The organism is Simiduia sp., assembly GCF_058345725.1.
The window spans coordinates 79,751-99,587 of the sequence record NZ_JBTUOC010000012.1; the positions used below are offsets into that span (position 1 = coordinate 79,751).

Consider the following 19,837-nt stretch of genomic DNA (forward strand, 5'->3'; position numbering starts at 1 on the left):
TTCTGGCTGTACCGTCGGTGGCTAGCGGCTCTGCAGTGGCCACGTCAGAATGCCGGGTCCCAATCGACCCACATCTTGCCTGCATCCAGGTCAATTCGCGTTACAAACTGCCCGGGTACATAGGGCACCAAGCGCTCGCGATCGTCCACACAATCGGCGCCCGGTTTAATCACCAACACATCGTTGGCACCGGTTTCCAGCAAATGGCTTACCTGCCCAAGCAGAATCTCACCACCCTCAAATACACTGTAAACCGCCAAGCCTTCGAGCTGGTGCCAATAGTATTCATCGTCCGCCAGTGCAGGCAGCTGATCGCGCTCGACACTGATGGTGACCTTGGCATAGGCCTCCGCCTGTGTGCGGTCGTCAACGCCTTTTAAGTGTGCGATAAACCCTTTACCGTGGGGCTGAAACTCGTCAACCTCTACGGCCTTCACACCGTGCTTGGTTTTTAACCACCAGGGCGAGTAGCTCGCAATATTTTCCGGCGGTTCGGTATCCGAGTGAATTTTCACCCACCCTTTGATACCAAAAACCGAGGTAATACGACCAACATCTATCAAATTAGACCGTACTTGGGTCATCGCTGGCCGCACCTCAGTGACTGCAATTAGGCTGCAGACGCTTCTTTCAGCAAAGAGGCTACGCGCTCACTCAGCTGTGCACCTTGACCAACCCAGTGCTCAACGCGCTCTTTGTTGATGCGCAGACGCTCTTCCTGGCCACGGGCGCTAGGGTTAAAGAAACCAACGCGCTCCAGGTAACGGCCATCACGGGCGTTGCGGCTGTTGGTGACGGTCAAGTGGTAGAACGGGCGCTTCTTAGAGCCACCGCGAGATAAACGAATGCTTACCATGTAAGTCTTCTTCCTGTTGTTAAATTTGTGCCAGCGTTATGCCTGCACCACTACATCTAGCAAGATTGCAGGCACAGGCCTGCGAAAGGCGCGGTATTCTAGGGTAAAAAAAACAGCCTGTACAGGCTTGCAGCCCTTTAAATAACGCAGAAACCCGCGTTTTCGCGGGCTTCAACCAGATTTTTCCCAATATTGCCGCCGGTTAGCGAAATCCGCCTGGCGGCAGACCGCCCATACCGCCGGGCATCATGCCGCCCAGGCCGCGCATCATTTTATTCATGCCGCCGCCCTTCATCTTTTTCATCATCTTGGACATCTGCTTATGTTGCTTAAGCAGGCGGTTGAGGTCCTGTATCTCAGTGCCCGAACCCAGCGTTATCCGGCGCTTGCGCGAGCCTGTCAGTATGTCTGGGTTGCGGCGCTCAGCCGGCGTCATGGAGCTAATGATGGCGTCCATCTGCTTAAACTGTTTGGTCATATCGGCCTGCTGCGCCATTTGCGCCACATTGCCCATACCCGGTAGCTTTTCCAACATGGAGCCCAACCCGCCCATATTTTGCATTTGCTGCAGCTGATCGCGCAGATCTTCCAGGTCAAAGCCCTTGCCCTTGCTGACTTTTTTCACCAGCTTCTCAGCCTTGGCCTTATCGATGGTCTGCTCGGCCTGTTCAATCAGCGACATCAAGTCGCCCATCCCCAAAATCCGCGAGGCAACCCGATCTGGATGGAAGGGCTCCAGGGCGTCCACCTTTTCACCCACGCCGAGGAACTTAATGGGCTTACCGGTCACTTCCCGCACAGACAGTGCGGCTCCGCCGCGCGCATCGCCATCGGCCTTGGTTAAAATTACGCCGGTCAGTGGCAGCGCCTCATTAAAGGCCCGCGCCGTGTTTACGGCATCCTGACCAATCATGGCGTCAATTACGAACAGGGTCTCTATGGGGTTTATGGCCTTGTGCAGCGACTGAATTTCGTCCATCAAGGCGTCATCTATGTGCAGACGACCCGCGGTATCCACAATCACCACATCGCAAAACTGCTTCTTGGCGTGCGCGATGGCGGCGTTTGCAATATCTACAGGCTTTTGATCGCTATTGGAGGGGAAAAATTCGACACCCACTTCGGCTGCCAAGGTTTCTAGCTGCTTGATGGCCGCCGGGCGGTAAATGTCGGCGCTAACCACCAGCACTTTCTTCTTCTGACGCTCCTTAAGAAAGCGCGACAGCTTGGCTACCGACGTGGTTTTACCCGCACCCTGCAGGCCCGCCATCAAGACAACAGCCGGCGGCTGCTGAGCCAGGTTCAGGGTTTCGTTGGCCTGCCCCATCAGGTCGACCAACTCCGCCTGAACAATTTTCAAAAATTGTTGGCCCGGATTCAGCGCCCGGGCAACTTCAACGCCCACAGCGCGCTTGCGCACCTTTTCCACAAAGCCCTTAACCACGGGCAGTGCGACGTCCGCCTCCAGCAGCGCTTTGCGCACCTCGCGCAGGGTATCTTTGATGTTGTCGTCGGTCAGACGCGCTTTACCAGTAATGGCGCGCAGCGATTTCGAGAGTCGTTCCGTTAAATTGTCAAACATCGTGCCGTACTTTATCCAGTGCAGGATGCCGGCCACCATGCCGACATCGAAAAGGCGGGCAGTATATCCCATGGGCCGAGCCGGCCCAAGCCATGAAGCAGACAAACTTGAGAGAGCGGGATACTTGAAGGGCCTACAAAATCTTCAATTTCACAGCCTGCTATGACACACTGCGCGGGTCTTTGGTGAGTGATATTGCATGCAAAACGGAATTCAACTGTACGCTTTAGCCATGAACATCGCAGCCGTCGCGGTTTATCTGGGCGCCTGCGGCTATTTCTACACACTGCTGCGCCACCAAAAGGCGTTGGCGGGCCACTGGACCCAAGCGCTGGCCATCACCGCCGTGGGCTTTCACTGGAGTGGTCTCTACCCACTGCTATTCACCAGCGCCGGTGTGAATTTCAGCTTTTTCGCCACTGCCAGTCTCGTTTGCGCATCCATCAACAGCCTGTTAATTCTCTCGGGATTGCGCAAACCGGTACACACGCTCTACCTACTGTTGATGCCCTTGTCTGCCATCAGTATTTTACTGTTGGTCTTTTTCTACCAACCTAGCCACATCACCCCCTTAGCTGAAGGCTTGGCGGCCCACGTTATCCTGAGCCTCTTGGCCTACAGCCTGCTGACCATTGCTACCGCCCAAGCCCTGGTGCTGGCATTTCAAACCCACCAACTTAAAAACCACCAGCCCGGCGGCGCTGTGCGCATATTGCCGCCGCTCCAGACCATGGAGGCACTATTATTCGACATGCTGTGGCTGGGCTTTGCACTTCTGACGGCCGCACTGGCGTCGGGCTTTGCCTATATTGAGGATTTACTGGCCCAACATCTTGCCCATAAAACAGTCTTCTCAGTGGTTGCCTGGTTAATTTACGCTGCGTTGCTGGCGGGTCGCCACTGGCTCGGCTGGCGCGGGCACACCGCTGTGCGCTTCACTCTAGGCGGTTTTGCGGCGCTGATGCTGGCGTATTTCGGCAGCAAATTCGTTCTCGAGCTGATTCTTCACGTCAACTGACCGCAGTATTTGCCAAGGCTCGCCATCTGCTGCAAGATACGCGCTTTATAGCATTAAGGGCTTCCCTTTCTTGAACGACATACCGCTTAGTCTGCTCTTTTCGAGCCTGGCTGGACTTATATTACTTTCGGCATTTTTCTCGTCCTCCGAAACTGGAATGATGTCGCTAAACCGCTATCGCCTTAAGCATCTGGTGAATAAAAAGCACCGCGGCGCCCTGCGCGCCTCAGAGCTACTGAACCGCCCCGACCGCCTGATCGGCGTCATATTGATCGGCAACAACCTGGTCAACGCGGCGGCCGCCACTATCGCAACATTGATAGCCACCCGCTTACTAGGCGACGTGGGCTTGGCCGTAGCACCTGTTGCCCTCACCCTGCTGCTATTGGTTTTCGCCGAGGTGACCCCGAAAACCGTAGCCGCTCTGCACCCGGAACGCATTGCCTTTCCCGCAAGCCTGCTGCTAAAGCCGCTCTTGTTTTTGTTTTACCCCGTGGTGTGGATGGTCAATATTGTCTCCAATGCCCTGGCGCGACTGCTGGGCGTTAATCCAGAGGCCCACAACACCAACGAACACCTACACCCGGATGAATTGCGCACAGTAGTGGACGAGGCTGGCGACCTGATCCCAGACCAGCACCAGGGCATGTTGCTAAATGTGCTGGATCTCAACAAGGCCACGGTGGAAGACATCATGGTGCCGCGCAACGAAGTTGTGGGCTTAAATCTGGAAGACGACATCCCCACCCTGCTGCGCCAAATTCGCACCAGTGAGTACACGCGCCTACCGGTCTATGAGGGCGACATCAATAACGTGGTGGGCACCCTGCACCTGCGCAACGCGGCGCGCTTTATTTTTGGGGACGACAGCACCATCACCCACGCCGACATTCGCCGGTTTTGTCGCAAGCCCTATTTCGTGCCGGAATCCACCGCCCTGCATACTCAATTGCTGCACTACCAAAAAGAAAAGCGTCGAATGGCCTTTGTGGTGGACGAATATGGTGACGTACAGGGCATAATCACCCTTGAAGATTTGCTCGAAGAGATTGTCGGCGATTTCACCACAAACCGTGCAGACGAACTGGGCGAAGAAATCGCCGAGGCCGGCAATGGCTGGTTTATTATCGACGGCAGCGCCTCGCTGCGCGACGTCAACCGCGAACTGGAGTGGGACCTGCCCACCGACGAAGCCAAAACCATTAACGGCCTCTTGGTAGATACCTTTCAGGGGGTACCCGAGTGCGCCATGAGCCTGACCCTGCGCAACTACCGCTTCGAAATTATGCAAACCAGCACCAAGATGATCGAACGGGTTAAAGCAACCCGCCTGGAAGAGCTGGACGAAGACTGAACCTGAGCGACGCCGCCCCCGGCGTCGAAAGGCGCCGGCAGCCGCTAGGCAAAGGGATTGTTTACTTTTGCCCGCGCCTGCGCCCGAACCACCACCTGCCGTTGCTGCTCCGCCGTCATCCGCGACCAACCGCCTATCTCCTCTGCCGTGCGAAAACACCCAACGCACACATCGTCGGCATTCAATGCACACACTGAGTTACAGGGGGATTTTACCGCTTGCTGCTTGAGCTTGGATTTGGGAGAAGCGGTCATACCAGCGTCACCTCCTTTAGCGTGGCTCGATAGCGCGCCGCATGCTGCACATAGACTTCCGCGTTGGCCCGCAACAATGCCACTGCCGCCTCGTCTAATTGCCGAATCACTTTTGCCGGGCTCCCCACCACTAAACTGTTATCGGGAATGACCGATCGCTCGGTGATCAGGGCGTTGGCGCCGACGATGCAATTCTTCCCAATGCGCGCGTGGTTAAGCACCACTGCGCCGATGCCGATAAGACTATTGCTACCCACTTCACAGCCATGCAACATGGCGTTGTGGCCTACGGTGACATCCTCGCCAAGGCGCAGGGTGATTCCCGGGTCTGTGTGCAATACCGCGCCGTCTTGCACATTGCTGCGAGCCCCGATTTCGATCAGGGCATTGTCGGCACGGATCACCGCATTAAACCAGACACTTGCCTGGGTTTTTAACACGACCTGACCAATCAGCGTCGCGTTATGGGCCACAAAATGCCCCTCACCTTCGAGTTGAGGTGCGTGCTCTCCCAATTGAAATGCCGTCATTTGACTTCCTGAATAGATGGTATTGTGCGAACCGCACGCAATTTAGGTAATTGAGGCTAACTAATAGCGACGTACCGGGGCAGAGTTGTGCTGCTTGCCGATGCCCGCATCGAGTGTTTTATTAAGTAAATCCACCAATACGCCCGCAGTAAAACCCCATATTTCAAATTCGCCATAGCGGTAGGCCGGCGCCCAATGCTCGCTGCCATCGCGCTGAAAAACGTCGGTGCGCAGACGCTCATCTGCAAGAAAAAAAGATACCGGCACCGTAAATACCGCATCTAACTCGTCGGGATTCGGCACCAAAGGCAAATTGGGTTCAATCAGCCCCACCACTGGCTGTACCCGGATACCGTCGCGGGCATAGCGCGAGCGCCAGCTACCCAGAACATCCACCGCACTGGGCGGTAGCCCCACCTCTTCGTGCGCCTCTCTGAGAGCGGTATCGGCGAGGGTCTGATCCCCCGGCTCCCACCAGCCACCGGGAAAGGACACCTCCCCCGAATGGCGCTTGAGCTTCGAGGAGCGCAGTGTCAACAGCACCCTGGGGTCCGCTTCGCGCGTCAAGGCAATCAGAACCGCCGCCTGACGCGGGTGGGTTTCTGGCAAATCCAGTGTGTATGAGTATTTATCCAGTAATGTCGAAAGCTGGCGCAGCATAGAAAGTCCTCCGGGGCATTATAGCGGCAATGCCCGCCCTGTGAAGCACAGGCTTCGCTCCCCCGGGGAGACCTCTGCTAGAATAACCCCGCGCTAAGCGCCCCTCAAAAATACGACAGCAGGATGACATACCGATGAAATTTTGTAGCCAGTGCGGTGCGGACGTGATTCTGGCCATTCCCGTTGGCGATGATCGCGAACGCTTTGTCTGCGCTACTTGCAGCACCATTCACTACCAAAACCCCCGCATTATCACCGGTACCCTACCGGTTTACGAAGACAAAGTGCTGTTGTGTAAGCGAGCCATAGAACCGCGCCATGGCCTATGGACTCTGCCGGCGGGCTTCATGGAAAACGGGGAAACCACAGCGGAAGGCGCTGCGCGGGAAACCTGGGAAGAAGCCCGTGCGACAGTGTCCGATCTCACACTGTACACGCTGTTTAATTTGCCACAAATTCACCAAGTGTATTTTTTCTACCGCGCCAACCTCACAGCGCTGGACTTTGGGCCTGGCCCCGAGTCTTTGGAGGTGGCGCTGTTCGAAGAGCAAGACATACCTTGGGATACGCTCGCCTTTCCGGTCATCGCTCGCACCCTGGAGCTCTACTTTGACGACCGGAAAATCCAAAAATTTCCAGTGCGCTCCGAAGACATTATTCGAAAACCGCGGGATCGGTAGTTTGCATTAAATCGAACGCGGGCTCCTCGTAAGGGTGTGCCGCCCGCAGCGCGCGAATGACGGCTTTTACGCGATTTTCCGGCACCAACAGCTCAACTCGAAACTCGGATACACAGTTGGTTTGGGCATGCGTTCCAATAAATGGCTGGGCGCCGGCCAAAGGTCGAAACTGGCCCTGCCCCAACACCTGCCAACAGCATTGGTCATAGGCTCCCTGCCGGCCAGCGCCAGCTTCAAACACAGCTTGTTTTACCAACTCCACATGGCTTTCTGGCACATACATACACAATTTAAACACTGCTCACTCCGCTATAGCGCTTATCAATGCCGACCCAGCCTCGGTGTGAGGCTTTGGCCACTCCACCGAGATCAACTGTCGAGCTCTACGGTTAGCTTAACAGTCGTACTGCAATGACATGCTCCACCTTTTCCACCGCCTGCTGCAATGCAGGTGATGCATTCACTTCCATATCGATGATGTTGTACGCCAGAGTGCCGCGACTTTTGTTCATCATATCCACCACATTCACATCGAGCTCTGCCAAAACAGACAATACATGCCCCAAAACGCCGGATACATTGTCGTTAGTAAACGTTAATCGACAGGTGCCCGGCGCGCGCGGCATCGCAACAGCTGGAAAATTGACGGAATTTTTTACATTGCCGTGCTCAAGGTAATCGCGCAGCTGATCGGCGGCCATGACGGCACAATTTTCCTCTGCCTCCACCGTACTGGCGCCAATGTGCGGCGTCGCAATGACGTCCGGTCTTGCGCGCAAGCGCGGATCGGGAAAATCACAGACATAGCCCGCTAAATACTTTTCGTCGAGGCCGCGCACAATCGCGTCGGGGTCGACGATGGCTTCGCGCGCAAAATTAAGCAGTACCGCACCCGGTTTAAAGGCGGTAACGGTATCTTGGTTAATTAGCCCGCGCGTTTGCTCAATGGCCGGCACGTGCAGTGTCACATAGTCCGACTGTCCCAGGAGTGCGTTTAGGCTTTCCATACGCTGTACCTGATTGGGCAAGCGCCAGGCCGCATCGACGGACAGGGCCGGGTCGTATCCAAGCACATCCATACCTAGCGACAGCGCCACCTCTGCCACCATTGACCCAATGGCACCCAGCCCTACAATTCCCAGCGCCTTCCCGTAGAGCTCGCGCCCGGCAAAGCGTTTTTTCTCTTTTTCCAATAGCGTCGACAGCGCCTCTGGGTCGTCCAGCGTTAGGCTATTGGCATACTCGGCACCGGCAATGATGCCCCGCGATGCCAACAGCAAGCCACACAACACCAATTCTTTAACGGCGTTAGCGTTGGCGCCGGGCGTATTAAATACCGCAATGCCACGTGCGCTGCAGGCATCTACAGGGACGTTGTTGACGCCCGCGCCAGCGCGAGCAATAGCCTTAAGGCCATCAGGCAGCGCCATATCGTGTAGCGATTGACTGCGCAGCAATAACGCATCGGGTGCGCTCACATCGGGCCCCACCTGATAGGCCGTGCCAAAACGCGCCAATCCTCGAGGGGCTATGTTGTTGTAGGTTTTAACGCGAAAAGACATCTGTGACTCCTAATTTTTTGTTTTTTATAACAACACTTATTTATATACCGGGATCAGGTCTCCGCTGTAGAAGCGGGTGCGGCTATCACCGGCAACACCCAATCACCGGGCAAAAAAAAGCTTGCCGTAGCAAGCCTTTTTAAACTTAGATCACCACTTGCTCGTAGGCCCATGTGAGCCACGGCATTAACGCGCGGACATCGGCAGTTTCGACAGTGGCCCCACACCAGATCCGCAAGCCAGCGGGCGCATCGCGGTACGCCCCGATATCAAAAGCAACCGACTCTTTTTCCAGTAGCTTGACTATCGCTTTAACTTGATCGGGCGTTGCATCCAGTGTCAAACAGACGCTGGTGTTGGACCGCAAATTGGCATCCTGCGCGAGAAAATGTATCCAGGGAGTTTGCGCGACAAAGTTTTCAATAACGTCTAGGTTGGCTTGCGAGCGGGCAATGCCACCTTCCAGCCCGCCTACCGAGACCAACCAATCCAGCGCGTCCAGATAATCAGCAACGCAGAGCATTGAAGGCGTATTAATTGTTTCTCCACGGAAAATTCCTTCAATCAGCTTGCCGCCTTTGGTCATGCGAAAGATTTTTGGCAACGGCCAGGTCGGCGTATAGCTTTCCAGCCGCTCAACGGCTCGCGGACTTAGTACCAGCATGCCGTGGGCCCCCTCACCGCCCAACACCTTTTGCCAACTGAAAGTGACAACATCGAGCTTTTCCCAGGGCATCGCCATGGCGAATACGGCCGAGGTGGCATCGCAAATGGTCAAGCCCGCGCGATCGTCTGCAATCCAGTCGCCATCGGGCACGCGCACGCCGGATGTCGTTCCGTTCCAGGTAAACACCACGTCGCTGTTAAAGTTCACTTGGCTGAGATCCGGTAACTGGCCGTAGTCTGCAGAGTGACTCACCACATCAGTCAATTTGAGCTGTTTGGCGATATCGGTTAGCCAACCCTGACCAAAGGATTCCCAATAGAGCACCTCAACGGGCCGCGCCCCCAGGAGCGACCACAGTGCCATCTCAACAGCACCCGTGTCGGAGGCTGGCACTATGCCCACTCGGTACCCTTCGGGCAGCCCCAGCAACTCGGCTGTTTGCTCACAGGCCCGGGCCAGCACGGCCTTTCCTAAGGACGAGCGGTGTGAACGCCCCAGGGTGGCAATATCCAGATTATCGAGCGCATAGCCCGGGCGTTTACTGCAGGGGCCAGAGGAGAAATTGGGGTTACTGGGTTTGATTTCAGGACGCATGCTTGCACTCAATATGACTAAATAACAGACTTTTATTGCGCACCTATCGTACGCGGACGTGAATTATGCCAGCTGGCTCAGCTTTTACCAGTGGCTTGGGGCAGATATGTCACGGCGAGGGTATGGCTAGCGCCCGGCACCAAAGTGCGGCTGTCGCGCCCGCAATTGGCCGCCTCAATACAAACGGTGCGCAGGTAATCCTCTGGCTGAAAATGGCTCAGGCGTTGGGCCTTGGCAATCCACGGGTTCCAGACCACAGCGCTACCACTACCCTCTGTGGAAATATCCACAGTTTGCACGGGCGTCACTAATTGCAGCGGTGACTTGGGGTAGTAAATACGGTCGACCTCAGCATCAAAAGTCAATGCATCGTGTAGCGCGAGCTGAGCGCGCTCACCCTCGGACAATAAGCTGTCATCGTATTGGGCGCCGGCCAAGCCATTAATACGCACCTGGTGAATATCTCCGACATTGAAGTAGGTATGCAGCGCTTGAGAAAATTGAAAATCCTGCCCGCTGTCATTGACCGTTGTAAGCCGCAGGCGCAACAGTTCACCTAGCTCAACCTGCAAGCTTAAAGCGATGCCATTAGGCAGGTACTCGGAGGTCATTTCCGGCAATTGTAGGGTCAAAGCCACACTCTCCACTCGCCGACTAACCGCCACCAACTCCCAGGGTACCGTTCTGGCTACACCGTGCGCGGGCGCCCTGGCATCAGAGCCAGGATGCGCGCCAAACCAAGGCCAACAAATGGGAATGCCGCCGCGCAACGCCTTGCCAGGCTCATAGGGCTCTGCTTCGCTAACCCACAATAGCTCCGGGCCGCCTGCAGGACAGTAACGCGTGAGATGAGCACCCTGCAGACACACACTGGCCTGTACCACAGGGTGATCAATATCGATAAACCGCAATCCCGCTGGATGATCGCGATAGCTAAGCCCCTCCGGCAACTGTACTTCCATTTAAGCCTCTACAGACAGTTGTTTTAGTAAAGCAGCGTATACAGCTGGCGCTGGTAGCGCACCGCTATTGGATCGCCTTTACCCAGCGCCGCCAGAATATCCTGAAAGGTCTTTTTAATGGCGCCATCCTGCGCATTTAAATCTGTGCGCAATAGCCCCATGAGTAAAGCGAGCGCCTCTTCGTGATGCTGATGCTCTGAAAGCGCCACGGCTAATTGCTGGGCCAACGCTAAGTCTTCCGGCGCTTTGGCATAGGCCTCTTCCAGCGCCACCACCTCGGGCGCCCTGCCCGCTTCGCGCTTTAAGGTAAGCTTGGCGCTTACCTGTTGCCAGGCAGACTGGCGATCCTGAAGCGCCACATTATTTAGCGCCTGCTCAGCTTCATCTAATCGCCCCAATTCGATTAACGTATCAGCCAGCAGTGTCCGCACTGCGTGATCCCCCCCCTGCTCAACCGCCGAACGCAGCAGAGCCAGTGCCTGCGTTCTGGATTCCACGTCGCCGGCCTCCAACAGCACCTGCGCCTGCTGAACGTCTTCTTGCCACTGAGGAGGCAAATATTTTTCCAACATTTCGCGCACGGCTTGCTCGCCTTGAGCCCCCACCAACCCGTCCACAGGCTGGCCGTTATGCATCAAAATAAGCGTGGGTAAACTTCTAACGCCCAACTGGCCCGCAATGGGGCCCAGTTCGTCAGCATTGGCTTTTGCCAATAAAAATTTGCCCTGGAATTCGTTGGCAAGCTTTTCTAATACGGGCATCAGTACCTTACAGGGTTCACACCAATCAGCCCAAAAATCGATGAGCACCGGTCGACTCATAGATGCATCGATCAGCACTTGTTGCGCATTCTGCATCGTCACATCGACGATGACAGATTCATTTATTGACTCATTCACTACCTATTCTCACTTTTCCTTATCAGCAGACATTAAGGTTGACGGTAGAGCGCCAACTTTACCTGCGTTAAATACGTTTTAATATCGGACTGGTTTTGAGGGCCCAGACGCCACATCCACTTATGCAGCGCAGGCGCTTTTTCAAGTTTTGGATCAATATATTTGTACATTACCGGCCTGGCTTGAATATCGCCCTGTGCAGGCATGGGCGGCACGGATTGTAGCTGCCGAATGGCCTGCAGTACCCGATCGTCAAAGGTGCCATTTTTACCCAACTCGGCATATGCTTCCTCCAGCAGTGGCTGCCACAATCGATAGTAAGCCACCAGGGTTTCGGGCTTAATTTGCGTCACCGCCTTTATCAATGGTTTAGCACGAGCATAATTCGCTGGCGCCATGCGCGCCAAATCTTTATTGCCCTCCACTGCAAAGGGCGCCATCTCGTACGACAGCGGCAAATGTTTCGTTGTCAGACTGCCATCGGCAATCTGATCAATAAGAATTACCCACTTGCGCAATAGCTCCTCGCTAACCATCCACTGGACCAGTTCGGGCGAAAGACTGTTTAAAATATCGATTAACAAGGGCTGACTCAGCGCTATGCTCGCGGCCGGTCCAATCAACGCAGGTTTTTTCTCAACGGGCGTCGCTGGCTCGGGCTCTGGCGCCTCAGGCGCCGGGGCCTCGCGATTAATGGGAGCGGGCTGCTCAGGCACCACTGCTGTATTGGGCGCGGGCGCCGGCTGCGGAGCCTCTCGCAACAAAAAATAACCAATAACGGCAAGCAAAACGACACCGATCACTAACAAAATACTTTGACGACCACTCATATTAGATGCCTTCAAACACCAAAAAGGGATACTTAAACTACCACAGAAAAGCCGACGAAAACTAACGCAGCCAGCTTGCTACGCTAAAAAAAATAACAAAAAAAGGGGGCTTAGCCCCCTTTGTTATCCGGTAAACACGCGCGCGTTGCGGAACATGCGCATCCAAGGCGAGTCCTCACCCCACTCGGCAGGGTGCCAGGAGTTGGTGACCGTTCGGAACACCCGCTCGGGATGCGGCATCATAATTGTCGCACGGCCATCACGGCTCGTAACGGCGGTGATTCCCAGGGGCGAGCCATTGGGATTCGCTGGATAGGCCTCGGTGGGCACTATGTGATTATCCACATAGCGCACGGATACCAATCCATCGTCCAACAACTGCTGGGCGCGATCGGGTTGCCCAAACTCCGCCAGACCTTCGCCATGGGCGACTGCGACAGGCATGTGCGAGCCCTCCATCCCCGCCAGCAAGACCGACGGACTGCTTTGAATCTGTACGAGACTAAACCGCGCTTCAAACTGTTCAGATTGATTGCGCACAAATCGCGGCCAGGCATCGGCACCCGGAATCAATGACTTCAGGTTAGACATCATCTGACAGCCGTTGCACACGCCAAGTGAAAAGGTGTCGGCGCGATGAAAAAATTGCTCAAACATATCCCGTGCACGGGGATTAAACAGCACCGATTTGGCCCAGCCCTCGCCCGCCCCCAGGACATCGCCGTAGGAAAAACCACCGCAGGCCGCCAAACCCTGCATGTCGGCCAAATTTATGCGACCGGCCAGTATATCGCTCATGTGCACATCAACGGCGGCAAATCCGGCTCGATCAAAGGCCGCCGCCATTTCTACATGACCGTTTACACCCTGCTCGCGCAGCACCGCCACTTTGGGGCGAACACCCTTGGCAATATAGGGCGCCGCTACATCTTGTACAGGGTCAAAACTCAAGGCAGCCGACAGTCCCGGATCTGGCATTAACAACTGCTGAAATTCCTGCTCGGCGCAGGCGGGATTGTCGCGCAGGGCTTGCATGCGATAGCTCGTTTCACTCCAGAGACTGTGCAGGTAAGCGCGCGACTGCTCAAACACCCAAGGGCCCTTGCCAACGCGCAGTCGCACTTGGTCTTCGTCGTTTGGACGCCCGATAAAATGCACCGCATCAGTTAAGCCGGCCGCCTCAAACTGAGCAATCACCGACGCCGAGTCTGCGGCGCGCACTTGCAGAACAGCACCCAACTCTTCGCTGAATAATGCGGCAATCAAATCGTCGCCCAGACCGTCAAGCTGTATATCCATGCCCAGGTTACCGGCAAACGCCATCTCGACCAGGGTCGCAAACAAGCCACCATCACTGCGGTCGTGGTAAGCCAACACTGCGCCTTCAGCCAGGAGTGCCTGCATTACATCGAAAAATGCTTTGAGCTGAGCGGGCTGATCCAAATCTGCTGGTTGCTCACCCAACTGATTAAATACCAGCGCCGCAATTGATCCGCCCAGGCGATTTTTACCCGCGCCCAAATCCACAAGCAGCAAGTCTGACTCCAATCCACTCTGGAGCTGAGGCGTTACCGTGCGACGTACATCTACAACTGGCGCAAAAGCTGTCACAACCAACGACAGAGGCGCAGTCACCGCCTTATCTTCCTCACCTGCGCGCCAAGCGGTGCGCATCGACATCGAATCTTTGCCAACCGGAATCGTGATTCCCAGCGCCGGGCACAACGCCATTCCCACAGCCTCTACCGTGCGATACAGCTTTTCGTCTTCGCCGCGATGACCCGCCGCACACATCCAATTAGCCGACAAGTTGATGTCCGACAAAGCACTAATGTGCGTGGCGGCGATATTGGTAATCGCTTCGCCGACAGCCATGCGACCAGAGGCCGGACCATCTAGAAGTGCAATTGGAGTGCGTTCCCCCATACTCATGGCTTCGCCAGCATAGGTGTCATAACTGCTGGTGGTTACCGCGCAATCGGCCACCGGTACCTGCCAGGGGCCCACCAACTGATCGCGCACTACCGTGCCGGTTACACTGCGATCGCCAATGGTGATCAAAAACTTTTTACTGGCCACAGCCGGGTGCTTTAGCACGCGCTCTGCCACCTCGTTTATATCCAAGTCCGCCGTTTCAAAGGCCTTGGTTATCGGCGCGTGCGACAGCGCCTCGCGGTGCATTTTCGGCGGTTTACCAAACAATACACTCATGGGCAAATCGACGGGGTTAGCGTCAAACACAGTGTCATTTACGCGCAAGTGTTGCTCGCTGGTGGCCTCGCCCACCACCGCGTAAGGCGCCCGCTCGCGCGCACAAATTGCTTCAAAGCGCGGCAAGTCGCCTTCTGTTATTGCCAGCACGTAGCGCTCTTGCGATTCGTTGCACCAAATCTCCAAGGGGCTCATACCCGGCTCATCGTTGGGAACCTTGCGCAAATCAAACACACCGCCGCAACCGCCGTCTTTTACCAATTCAGGAAAGGCATTAGATAAGCCACCTGCACCTACGTCGTGAATAAACGCAATGGGATTGTCGGCCCCCAATTGCCAACAGCGATCGATGACCTCTTGGCAGCGCCGCTCAATTTCGGGGTTCTGCCGCTGCACGGACGCAAAATCCAAATCCTCCGTAGAACTACCAGAGGTAACAGACGATGCCGCGCCGCCGCCCAAGCCAATGAGCATAGCCGGACCACCCAATACCACCAATCGTGTGCCGGGCTTAAATGGTGGCTTGTCCACATGCTCGCCGCGGATGTTACCGTAACCGCCAGCGAGCATGATGGGCTTGTGATACCCACGCCGCTCGCCGTCAAAATTTTCTTCAAAGGTGCGAAAATAGCCGCAAATATTTGGGCGACCAAACTCATTATTAAAAGCCGCGCCGCCAATTGGCCCTTCCAACATAATATCTAAGGCCGAAACGATTCGGTCAGGCTTGCCGTAATTCTGCTCCCAAGGCTGTACAAAATCCGGAATTTGTAGGTTAGAAACGGTGAATCCTGTGAGCCCTACTTTGGGTTTAGAACCCCGACCAGTTGCTCCCTCGTCGCGAATTTCGCCGCCGGCACCTGTACCCGCACCCGGATAGGGCGCAATAGCCGTTGGGTGGTTGTGGGTTTCCACCTTCATTAATATGTGGATGTCTTCCTGTGAAAAGCCATACACCTGACTGACTGGGTCTGGATAAAAGCGCCCGGCTTTGTGCCCTTTCATCACGGCGGCATTGTCCGCATAGGCACTCAGTACGTTTTTGCCGCCCACCTCATAGGTGTTTTTGATCATTTTAAAGAGCGAACGCTCTTGTAAAACACCGTCCAAGGTCCAGCTGGCATTAAAAATTTTGTGGCGACAATGTTCGGAATTAGCCTGCGCAAACATCATCAATTCCACATCCACCGGATTGCGCCCTAATGCGGAAAAACTCTCGACCAGGTAATCGATTTCATCCTCGGCCAACGCCAGGCCTAACGATGAATTTGCCGCCGCCAACGCTGCCCGGCCACCCGTTAAAATATCCACCCGGCTTTCCGGCCTTGGTGTGTGATGCGTAAATAAGCTGGCGGCTTCATCCAAGTTGGAAAATAGCTGCTCGACCATCCGATCGTACAATAGGGCATCAACGGCAGCTTGCTCGTCGGCTGCCAACGCCCCCTGAAGGTAATAGGCAACACCGCGCTCTATGCGTACCACCGCTTCTAATCCCGCATTGTGGGCAATATCCGTTGCCTTTGAAGACCAGGGTGAAATGGTGCCCGCACGGGGAACGGCCAACCGCAACACCCCTTCGCTGGAACCGCTACTGGCCGAGGGGCCGTAGGTCAGGAGTTGCGCTAACACCTGTTGCGCCCGCTCACTCAACTCTGCTTGGGTTTCAACAAAGTGAATGTAATCGGCCTGTACGCCGGTTATACCTGGTGCAACCGCCTGGAGGTTAGCCAGCAGGCGTTGGGTACGAAATAGAGAAAGGGCCGGAGCACCGCGAAGGGTCAGCATAGGAGTCAGGTACCTTGAAATAGTGCGGCGGAAAAGGACGGACACCCGCCTGGGCGACGGAGAAGCCCGGGTGTCGAGTGGTTATCCGGCTGCTTGGCCGTCAACATACCCTAAAATCCACCTGTTTCGGAAAGGCGGCAATTGTACTCGATATTAGCCCCCTGAACAGCCCAATTACACAGACAGCAGGCCCGGCAGGCCCGCCCGAACAAAACGTACTGATGTACCACTTAAATAGTCACCTACTCCCCCCTCTAGATCGCAGATCGCGGAAAACTGACCCGATAAACACCGATGGTCACAAATAATTTTCCACCTCTATATAAGCCGAAATGTGCATATAACCGTACAACATGTTGATTTATACGCCAAAGAACTCAAGCTCTACTACACTTAACTCACCTAAACAAGCTATCGGTTAGCAAATTCGACCGTTAAAATCGCGCACAATTTGATCAGGGGTTCAAATACCCTAGGAGAACGCATGCGATCGACCCTTACATACCTTGCCCAACATTTGCTTAAAGCCCTGAGCTTTGTGGCACTTGTGGCGAGCTGTATGCTCTTGGTCGAAAGCCGTCCGCTCACTCAGCTAGAGCTGATTCAGGCGAATGGCGTGCTGCGCGTTACGTCTATTAACGGCCCCGAGACCTACTACGAGGACCCAGACGGCAACCTCACTGGATTTGAGTACAGTTTGGCAGCCGCCTTCGCTGAGCACCTAGGCGTCGATCTGGAAATTGTCCCCGCTAATAACTTTGGCGAAACCCTTCAACGCGTTCAATTGGGCAAGGAAGCTGACATGGCCGCTGCTGGCATGATCGTGACCGAAAGCCGTAAGCGCCTTGTGAACTTTTCAGACCCCTACCTGGAGATCAGTCAGCTGCTGATCTATCGCAACGGCACCGGTAAACCCACAGAGCTGGACGCGCTGTTCGGCCGTAAAATCATGGTCATGGAAGATTCCAGCGAGGCAGAGCGACTCGCTCAGATCAGCACCCAGTATCCGCAGTTGGAGTGGTCGGCCTCCGCCGACTATAACAGCATGGATCTTATTGAACAGGTGCACGAAGGCGAGATCGACTTCGCCCTGGTCAAATCCACGGCCTACGCCATCAGCCAAACCGTCTATCCCAGGGCGCGCATCGCCTACACCTTCCCCGAAAAGCAACCGTTGGCCTGGGCCTTTCAAAAATCCAATGACACTAGTCTACGGGATGCGGCCAACCGTTTTATCAATCAAGCCAAAGCCAACAACCAGTTGGCCAGTCTTGAAACCCTGTTTTTTAACCAGGAACCGGCTTTTAATACCGGCGGTGCACTGGCCTTCGCCAACCGGGTAAAAACCCGCCTGCCCAAGTGGGAAGCGCTGCTAAAGGCCACCGCAGATACCTACGGGTTTGATTGGATGATGCTGGCAGCGATCAGTTACCAGGAATCGCACTGGAACCCGCGCGCCAGATCCTACACGGGTGTCCGCGGTTTAATGATGCTAACGCGCACCACTGCAAAAGAGCTGGGGATTGAAGATCGCCTGGACCCAGCGCAGAGTGTGGAGGGTGGCACCCGCTATCTCGCCAATATCATGAACCGTTTGCCTAAGGGTATCGAAGGTCAGGACCGACTCTGGATGACCCTGGCGGCATATAACGTGGGCTACGGGCACCTGATGGACGCTCGCCGCCTCGCGCGCAAGCAAGGTAAAAACCCCAACCTTTGGGATGACGTTGCCGAGGTACTGCCACTGCTGGCACAGCGCAAATACTACAAAGAAACCCGTCACGGCTATGCCCGCGGCTGGGAACCCGTCGACTACGTGAACAATATTCGTCAGTTTCACACTATCCTGGCCTGGCACAAGCAAGTTGAACAGCGGCGTCTAGCCATGGCCGACGGTACGATCCTGTCTATCAATTCGGCAGTACCCAGTGCCGATCTGCGCTCCAGTCTTTAAACGTCTAAAAATACCAACCTGCATTTTGATAGATGCTAATTTATTGAACTGAGCTACCTTTGCTATAAAGCGATTATCACACTCACTTGTTAGCAAAGGATCGAACATGACCCAGATGCCAAACGCCGAACAAATGGCAGCCTGGTGGATGCCCTTCACCGCCAACCGCGCTTTTAAAGCCAACCCACGTTTTTATACCGCCGCCGACGGCATGTACATGACCATGGGTGACGGCCGCAAAGTACTGGATACCAATGCTGGCCTCTGGTGCTGTAATGCCGGCCATGGTCGCAAGGAAATTGCCGACGCAGTACACGCGCAACTGCTGGAAATGGATTACGGCAATCCCTTTAGCTACGGCCACCCCTTGGGCTTTGAACTGGCAAATCGTTTGGTTGAAGATATCGCCCCCAAGGGACTAAACCGAATTTTCTTCACCAATTCGGGCTCAGAGTCGGTGGATACCGCGCTTAAAATTGCGCGCCAGTACTGGCGCCTGAAGGGCCAAGGCACTAAAACTGCCTTTGTTGCGCGCGTTAAAGCCTACCATGGGGTTAACTGGGGCGGCGTTTCACTGGCAGGCCTTACCGGCAACCGCAAAAGTTTTGGTCAGGGGCTCGAAGCAGACTTTCTTCGCCATACACTGTTGCCGGAAAACGCCTTTAGTCGAGGTCTGCCCACCCAGGGCGCCGAGATTGCCGACGAATTGAGCGACATCATTGCCATGCGCGACGCCAGCAACATTGCAGCTGTCATTGTCGAGCCGGTCGCCGGTGCCGGCGGCGTCATAGTGCCGCCACAGGGCTATTTGGAAAAGCTGCGCGCCATTTGCGATCAGCACAATATTTTATTGATTTTTGATGAAGTTATTGCCGCCTATGGTCGCACCGGTGCAGCCACCATGGCCGACAAGGTCGGCGTTACTCCAGACATGATTACCACCGCCAAGGGCCTCACCAATGGCGCTGTACCCATGGGTGCGGTGTTTTGTAAACAAGAAATTTACGACACCTTTGTCAACACCGGAGAAATGTCAGCCGCACCTGAATTTCTTCACGGTTACACCTACTCTGCCCACCCTATTGCCTGTGCAGCTGCGCTGGCCACCTTGGACATCTACAAAAAAGAGCAGTTATTCAAGCGCTGTGACGAGATCGCGCCCTACTGGGAGGCTGGCCTACATTCATTGAAAGGCACCAAAGGAATTAAAGATATCCGTAACTTTGGATTGTTAGCCGGTATCGACCTGCCGCCGGGTGTCGCCGCGAAGGTTGCCGCAAAAACCCTGGATAAAGGCGTCACAGTGAGACCTGCAGGCGATACCATTGTAATGTCACCGCCACTAATTATTGAGAAAAATCACATAGACACTATTGTGAATGTCTTGCAGGAAACCATTGGCAGCGTCGACTGAACCGAAATCGATTCATCAATCAAAC

General features: G+C 55.1%; 18 protein-coding genes. 5 read left to right on the forward strand and 13 right to left on the reverse strand.

The annotated features are described in order from the left end of the window. Positions 1 to 44: 44 nt before the first annotated feature. From rimM to ffh, 3 genes are all read right to left on the reverse strand, one after another. A complete protein-coding gene (gene rimM / locus ACW8F6_RS02935) occupies positions 45 to 584 on the reverse strand; it encodes a ribosome maturation factor RimM (RefSeq protein ID WP_491574343.1) in 540 nt (179 codons plus the stop codon). 26 nt (positions 585 to 610) lie between these two features. Continuing rightward, complete coding sequence (gene rpsP, locus ACW8F6_RS02940) at positions 611 to 856, reverse strand: 30S ribosomal protein S16 (RefSeq protein WP_491574344.1); 246 nt, start codon at positions 854 to 856, stop codon at positions 611 to 613. Between the two features lie 202 nt (positions 857 to 1,058). After that, complete coding sequence (gene ffh / locus ACW8F6_RS02945) at positions 1,059 to 2,438, reverse strand: signal recognition particle protein (RefSeq protein ID WP_491574406.1); 1,380 nt, start codon at positions 2,436 to 2,438, stop codon at positions 1,059 to 1,061. Positions 2,439 to 2,637: 199 nt separating this feature from the next. Here ffh and ACW8F6_RS02950 point away from each other — a divergent pair, with 199 nt between their 5' ends. Next, complete coding sequence (locus ACW8F6_RS02950) at positions 2,638 to 3,456, forward strand: cytochrome C assembly family protein (RefSeq protein ID WP_491574345.1); 819 nt, start codon at positions 2,638 to 2,640, stop codon at positions 3,454 to 3,456. Positions 3,457 to 3,526: 70 nt separating this feature from the next. After that, positions 3,527 to 4,810, forward strand: a complete 1,284-nt coding sequence (locus tag ACW8F6_RS02955) for an HlyC/CorC family transporter (protein ID WP_491574346.1) — start codon at positions 3,527 to 3,529, stop codon at positions 4,808 to 4,810. 44 nt (positions 4,811 to 4,854) lie between these two features. Here the strand turns inward: ACW8F6_RS02955 and ACW8F6_RS02960 are convergent, their stop codons facing one another. From ACW8F6_RS02960 to ACW8F6_RS02970, 3 genes are read right to left on the reverse strand one after another with little or no spacing between them, the layout of a single operon-like run. Further along, the gene (locus ACW8F6_RS02960) at positions 4,855 to 5,064 is read right to left on the reverse strand and encodes a DUF1289 domain-containing protein (protein WP_491574347.1); all 210 of its coding nucleotides are present in this window, start codon (positions 5,062 to 5,064) and stop codon (positions 4,855 to 4,857) included. Further along, the gene (locus ACW8F6_RS02965) at positions 5,061 to 5,594 is read right to left on the reverse strand and encodes a gamma carbonic anhydrase family protein (RefSeq protein ID WP_491574348.1); all 534 of its coding nucleotides are present in this window, start codon (positions 5,592 to 5,594) and stop codon (positions 5,061 to 5,063) included. Before ACW8F6_RS02965 ends, ACW8F6_RS02960 begins: the two co-directional genes overlap by 4 nt. Before the next feature lie 60 nt (positions 5,595 to 5,654). Then, a complete protein-coding gene (locus tag ACW8F6_RS02970) occupies positions 5,655 to 6,254 on the reverse strand; it encodes a CoA pyrophosphatase (protein ID WP_491574349.1) in 600 nt (199 codons plus the stop codon). 134 nt (positions 6,255 to 6,388) lie between these two features. On the opposite strand from ACW8F6_RS02970, the gene ACW8F6_RS02975 reads away from it, so the two are divergent. Next, positions 6,389 to 6,934: an NUDIX hydrolase gene (locus ACW8F6_RS02975; RefSeq protein ID WP_491574350.1), complete on the forward strand. Its 546-nt coding sequence runs from the start codon at positions 6,389 to 6,391 to the stop codon at positions 6,932 to 6,934. On the opposite strand, the gene ACW8F6_RS02980 is transcribed toward ACW8F6_RS02975, so the two are convergent. The 7 genes from ACW8F6_RS02980 to purL form a co-directional block, all read right to left on the reverse strand. Continuing rightward, complete coding sequence (locus ACW8F6_RS02980) at positions 6,909 to 7,232, reverse strand: YqfO family protein (protein ID WP_491574351.1); 324 nt, start codon at positions 7,230 to 7,232, stop codon at positions 6,909 to 6,911. The two genes, ACW8F6_RS02975 and ACW8F6_RS02980, sit on opposite strands and share 26 nt — an antisense overlap. A 91-nt stretch (positions 7,233 to 7,323) precedes the next feature. After that, on the reverse strand, positions 7,324 to 8,496 hold the full coding sequence (locus ACW8F6_RS02985) for a phosphoglycerate dehydrogenase (RefSeq protein ID WP_491574352.1): 1,173 nt from the start codon (positions 8,494 to 8,496) through the stop codon (positions 7,324 to 7,326). A gap of 145 nt (positions 8,497 to 8,641) precedes the next feature. Continuing rightward, positions 8,642 to 9,757 (reverse strand): phosphoserine transaminase, encoded by a 1,116-nt coding sequence (locus ACW8F6_RS02990; protein WP_491574353.1) that lies wholly within the window; start codon positions 9,755 to 9,757, stop codon positions 8,642 to 8,644. A gap of 77 nt (positions 9,758 to 9,834) precedes the next feature. Beyond that, positions 9,835 to 10,719 carry a D-hexose-6-phosphate mutarotase gene (locus ACW8F6_RS02995; protein ID WP_491574354.1) on the reverse strand — a complete coding sequence of 295 codons (885 nt, stop codon included), beginning with the start codon at positions 10,717 to 10,719 and terminating at the stop codon, positions 9,835 to 9,837. 23 nt (positions 10,720 to 10,742) lie between these two features. After that, a complete protein-coding gene (locus ACW8F6_RS03000) occupies positions 10,743 to 11,606 on the reverse strand; it encodes a tetratricopeptide repeat protein (RefSeq protein WP_491574407.1) in 864 nt (287 codons plus the stop codon). Positions 11,607 to 11,650: 44 nt separating this feature from the next. Continuing rightward, positions 11,651 to 12,448, reverse strand: a complete 798-nt coding sequence (locus tag ACW8F6_RS03005; RefSeq protein ID WP_491574355.1) for a DUF3014 domain-containing protein — start codon at positions 12,446 to 12,448, stop codon at positions 11,651 to 11,653. A 123-nt stretch (positions 12,449 to 12,571) separates the two neighbouring features. Then, positions 12,572 to 16,444, reverse strand: a complete 3,873-nt coding sequence (gene purL / locus ACW8F6_RS03010; protein WP_491574356.1) for a phosphoribosylformylglycinamidine synthase — start codon at positions 16,442 to 16,444, stop codon at positions 12,572 to 12,574. Positions 16,445 to 16,928: 484 nt separating this feature from the next. Between purL and mltF the strand changes: the two genes are divergently transcribed. Then, positions 16,929 to 18,398: a membrane-bound lytic murein transglycosylase MltF gene (mltF, locus tag ACW8F6_RS03015; protein WP_491574357.1), complete on the forward strand. Its 1,470-nt coding sequence runs from the start codon at positions 16,929 to 16,931 to the stop codon at positions 18,396 to 18,398. A 106-nt stretch (positions 18,399 to 18,504) separates the two neighbouring features. Further along, positions 18,505 to 19,812 (forward strand): omega-aminotransferase AptA, encoded by a 1,308-nt coding sequence (gene aptA, locus ACW8F6_RS03020; protein ID WP_491574358.1) that lies wholly within the window; start codon positions 18,505 to 18,507, stop codon positions 19,810 to 19,812. Positions 19,813 to 19,837: the final 25 nt, after the last annotated feature.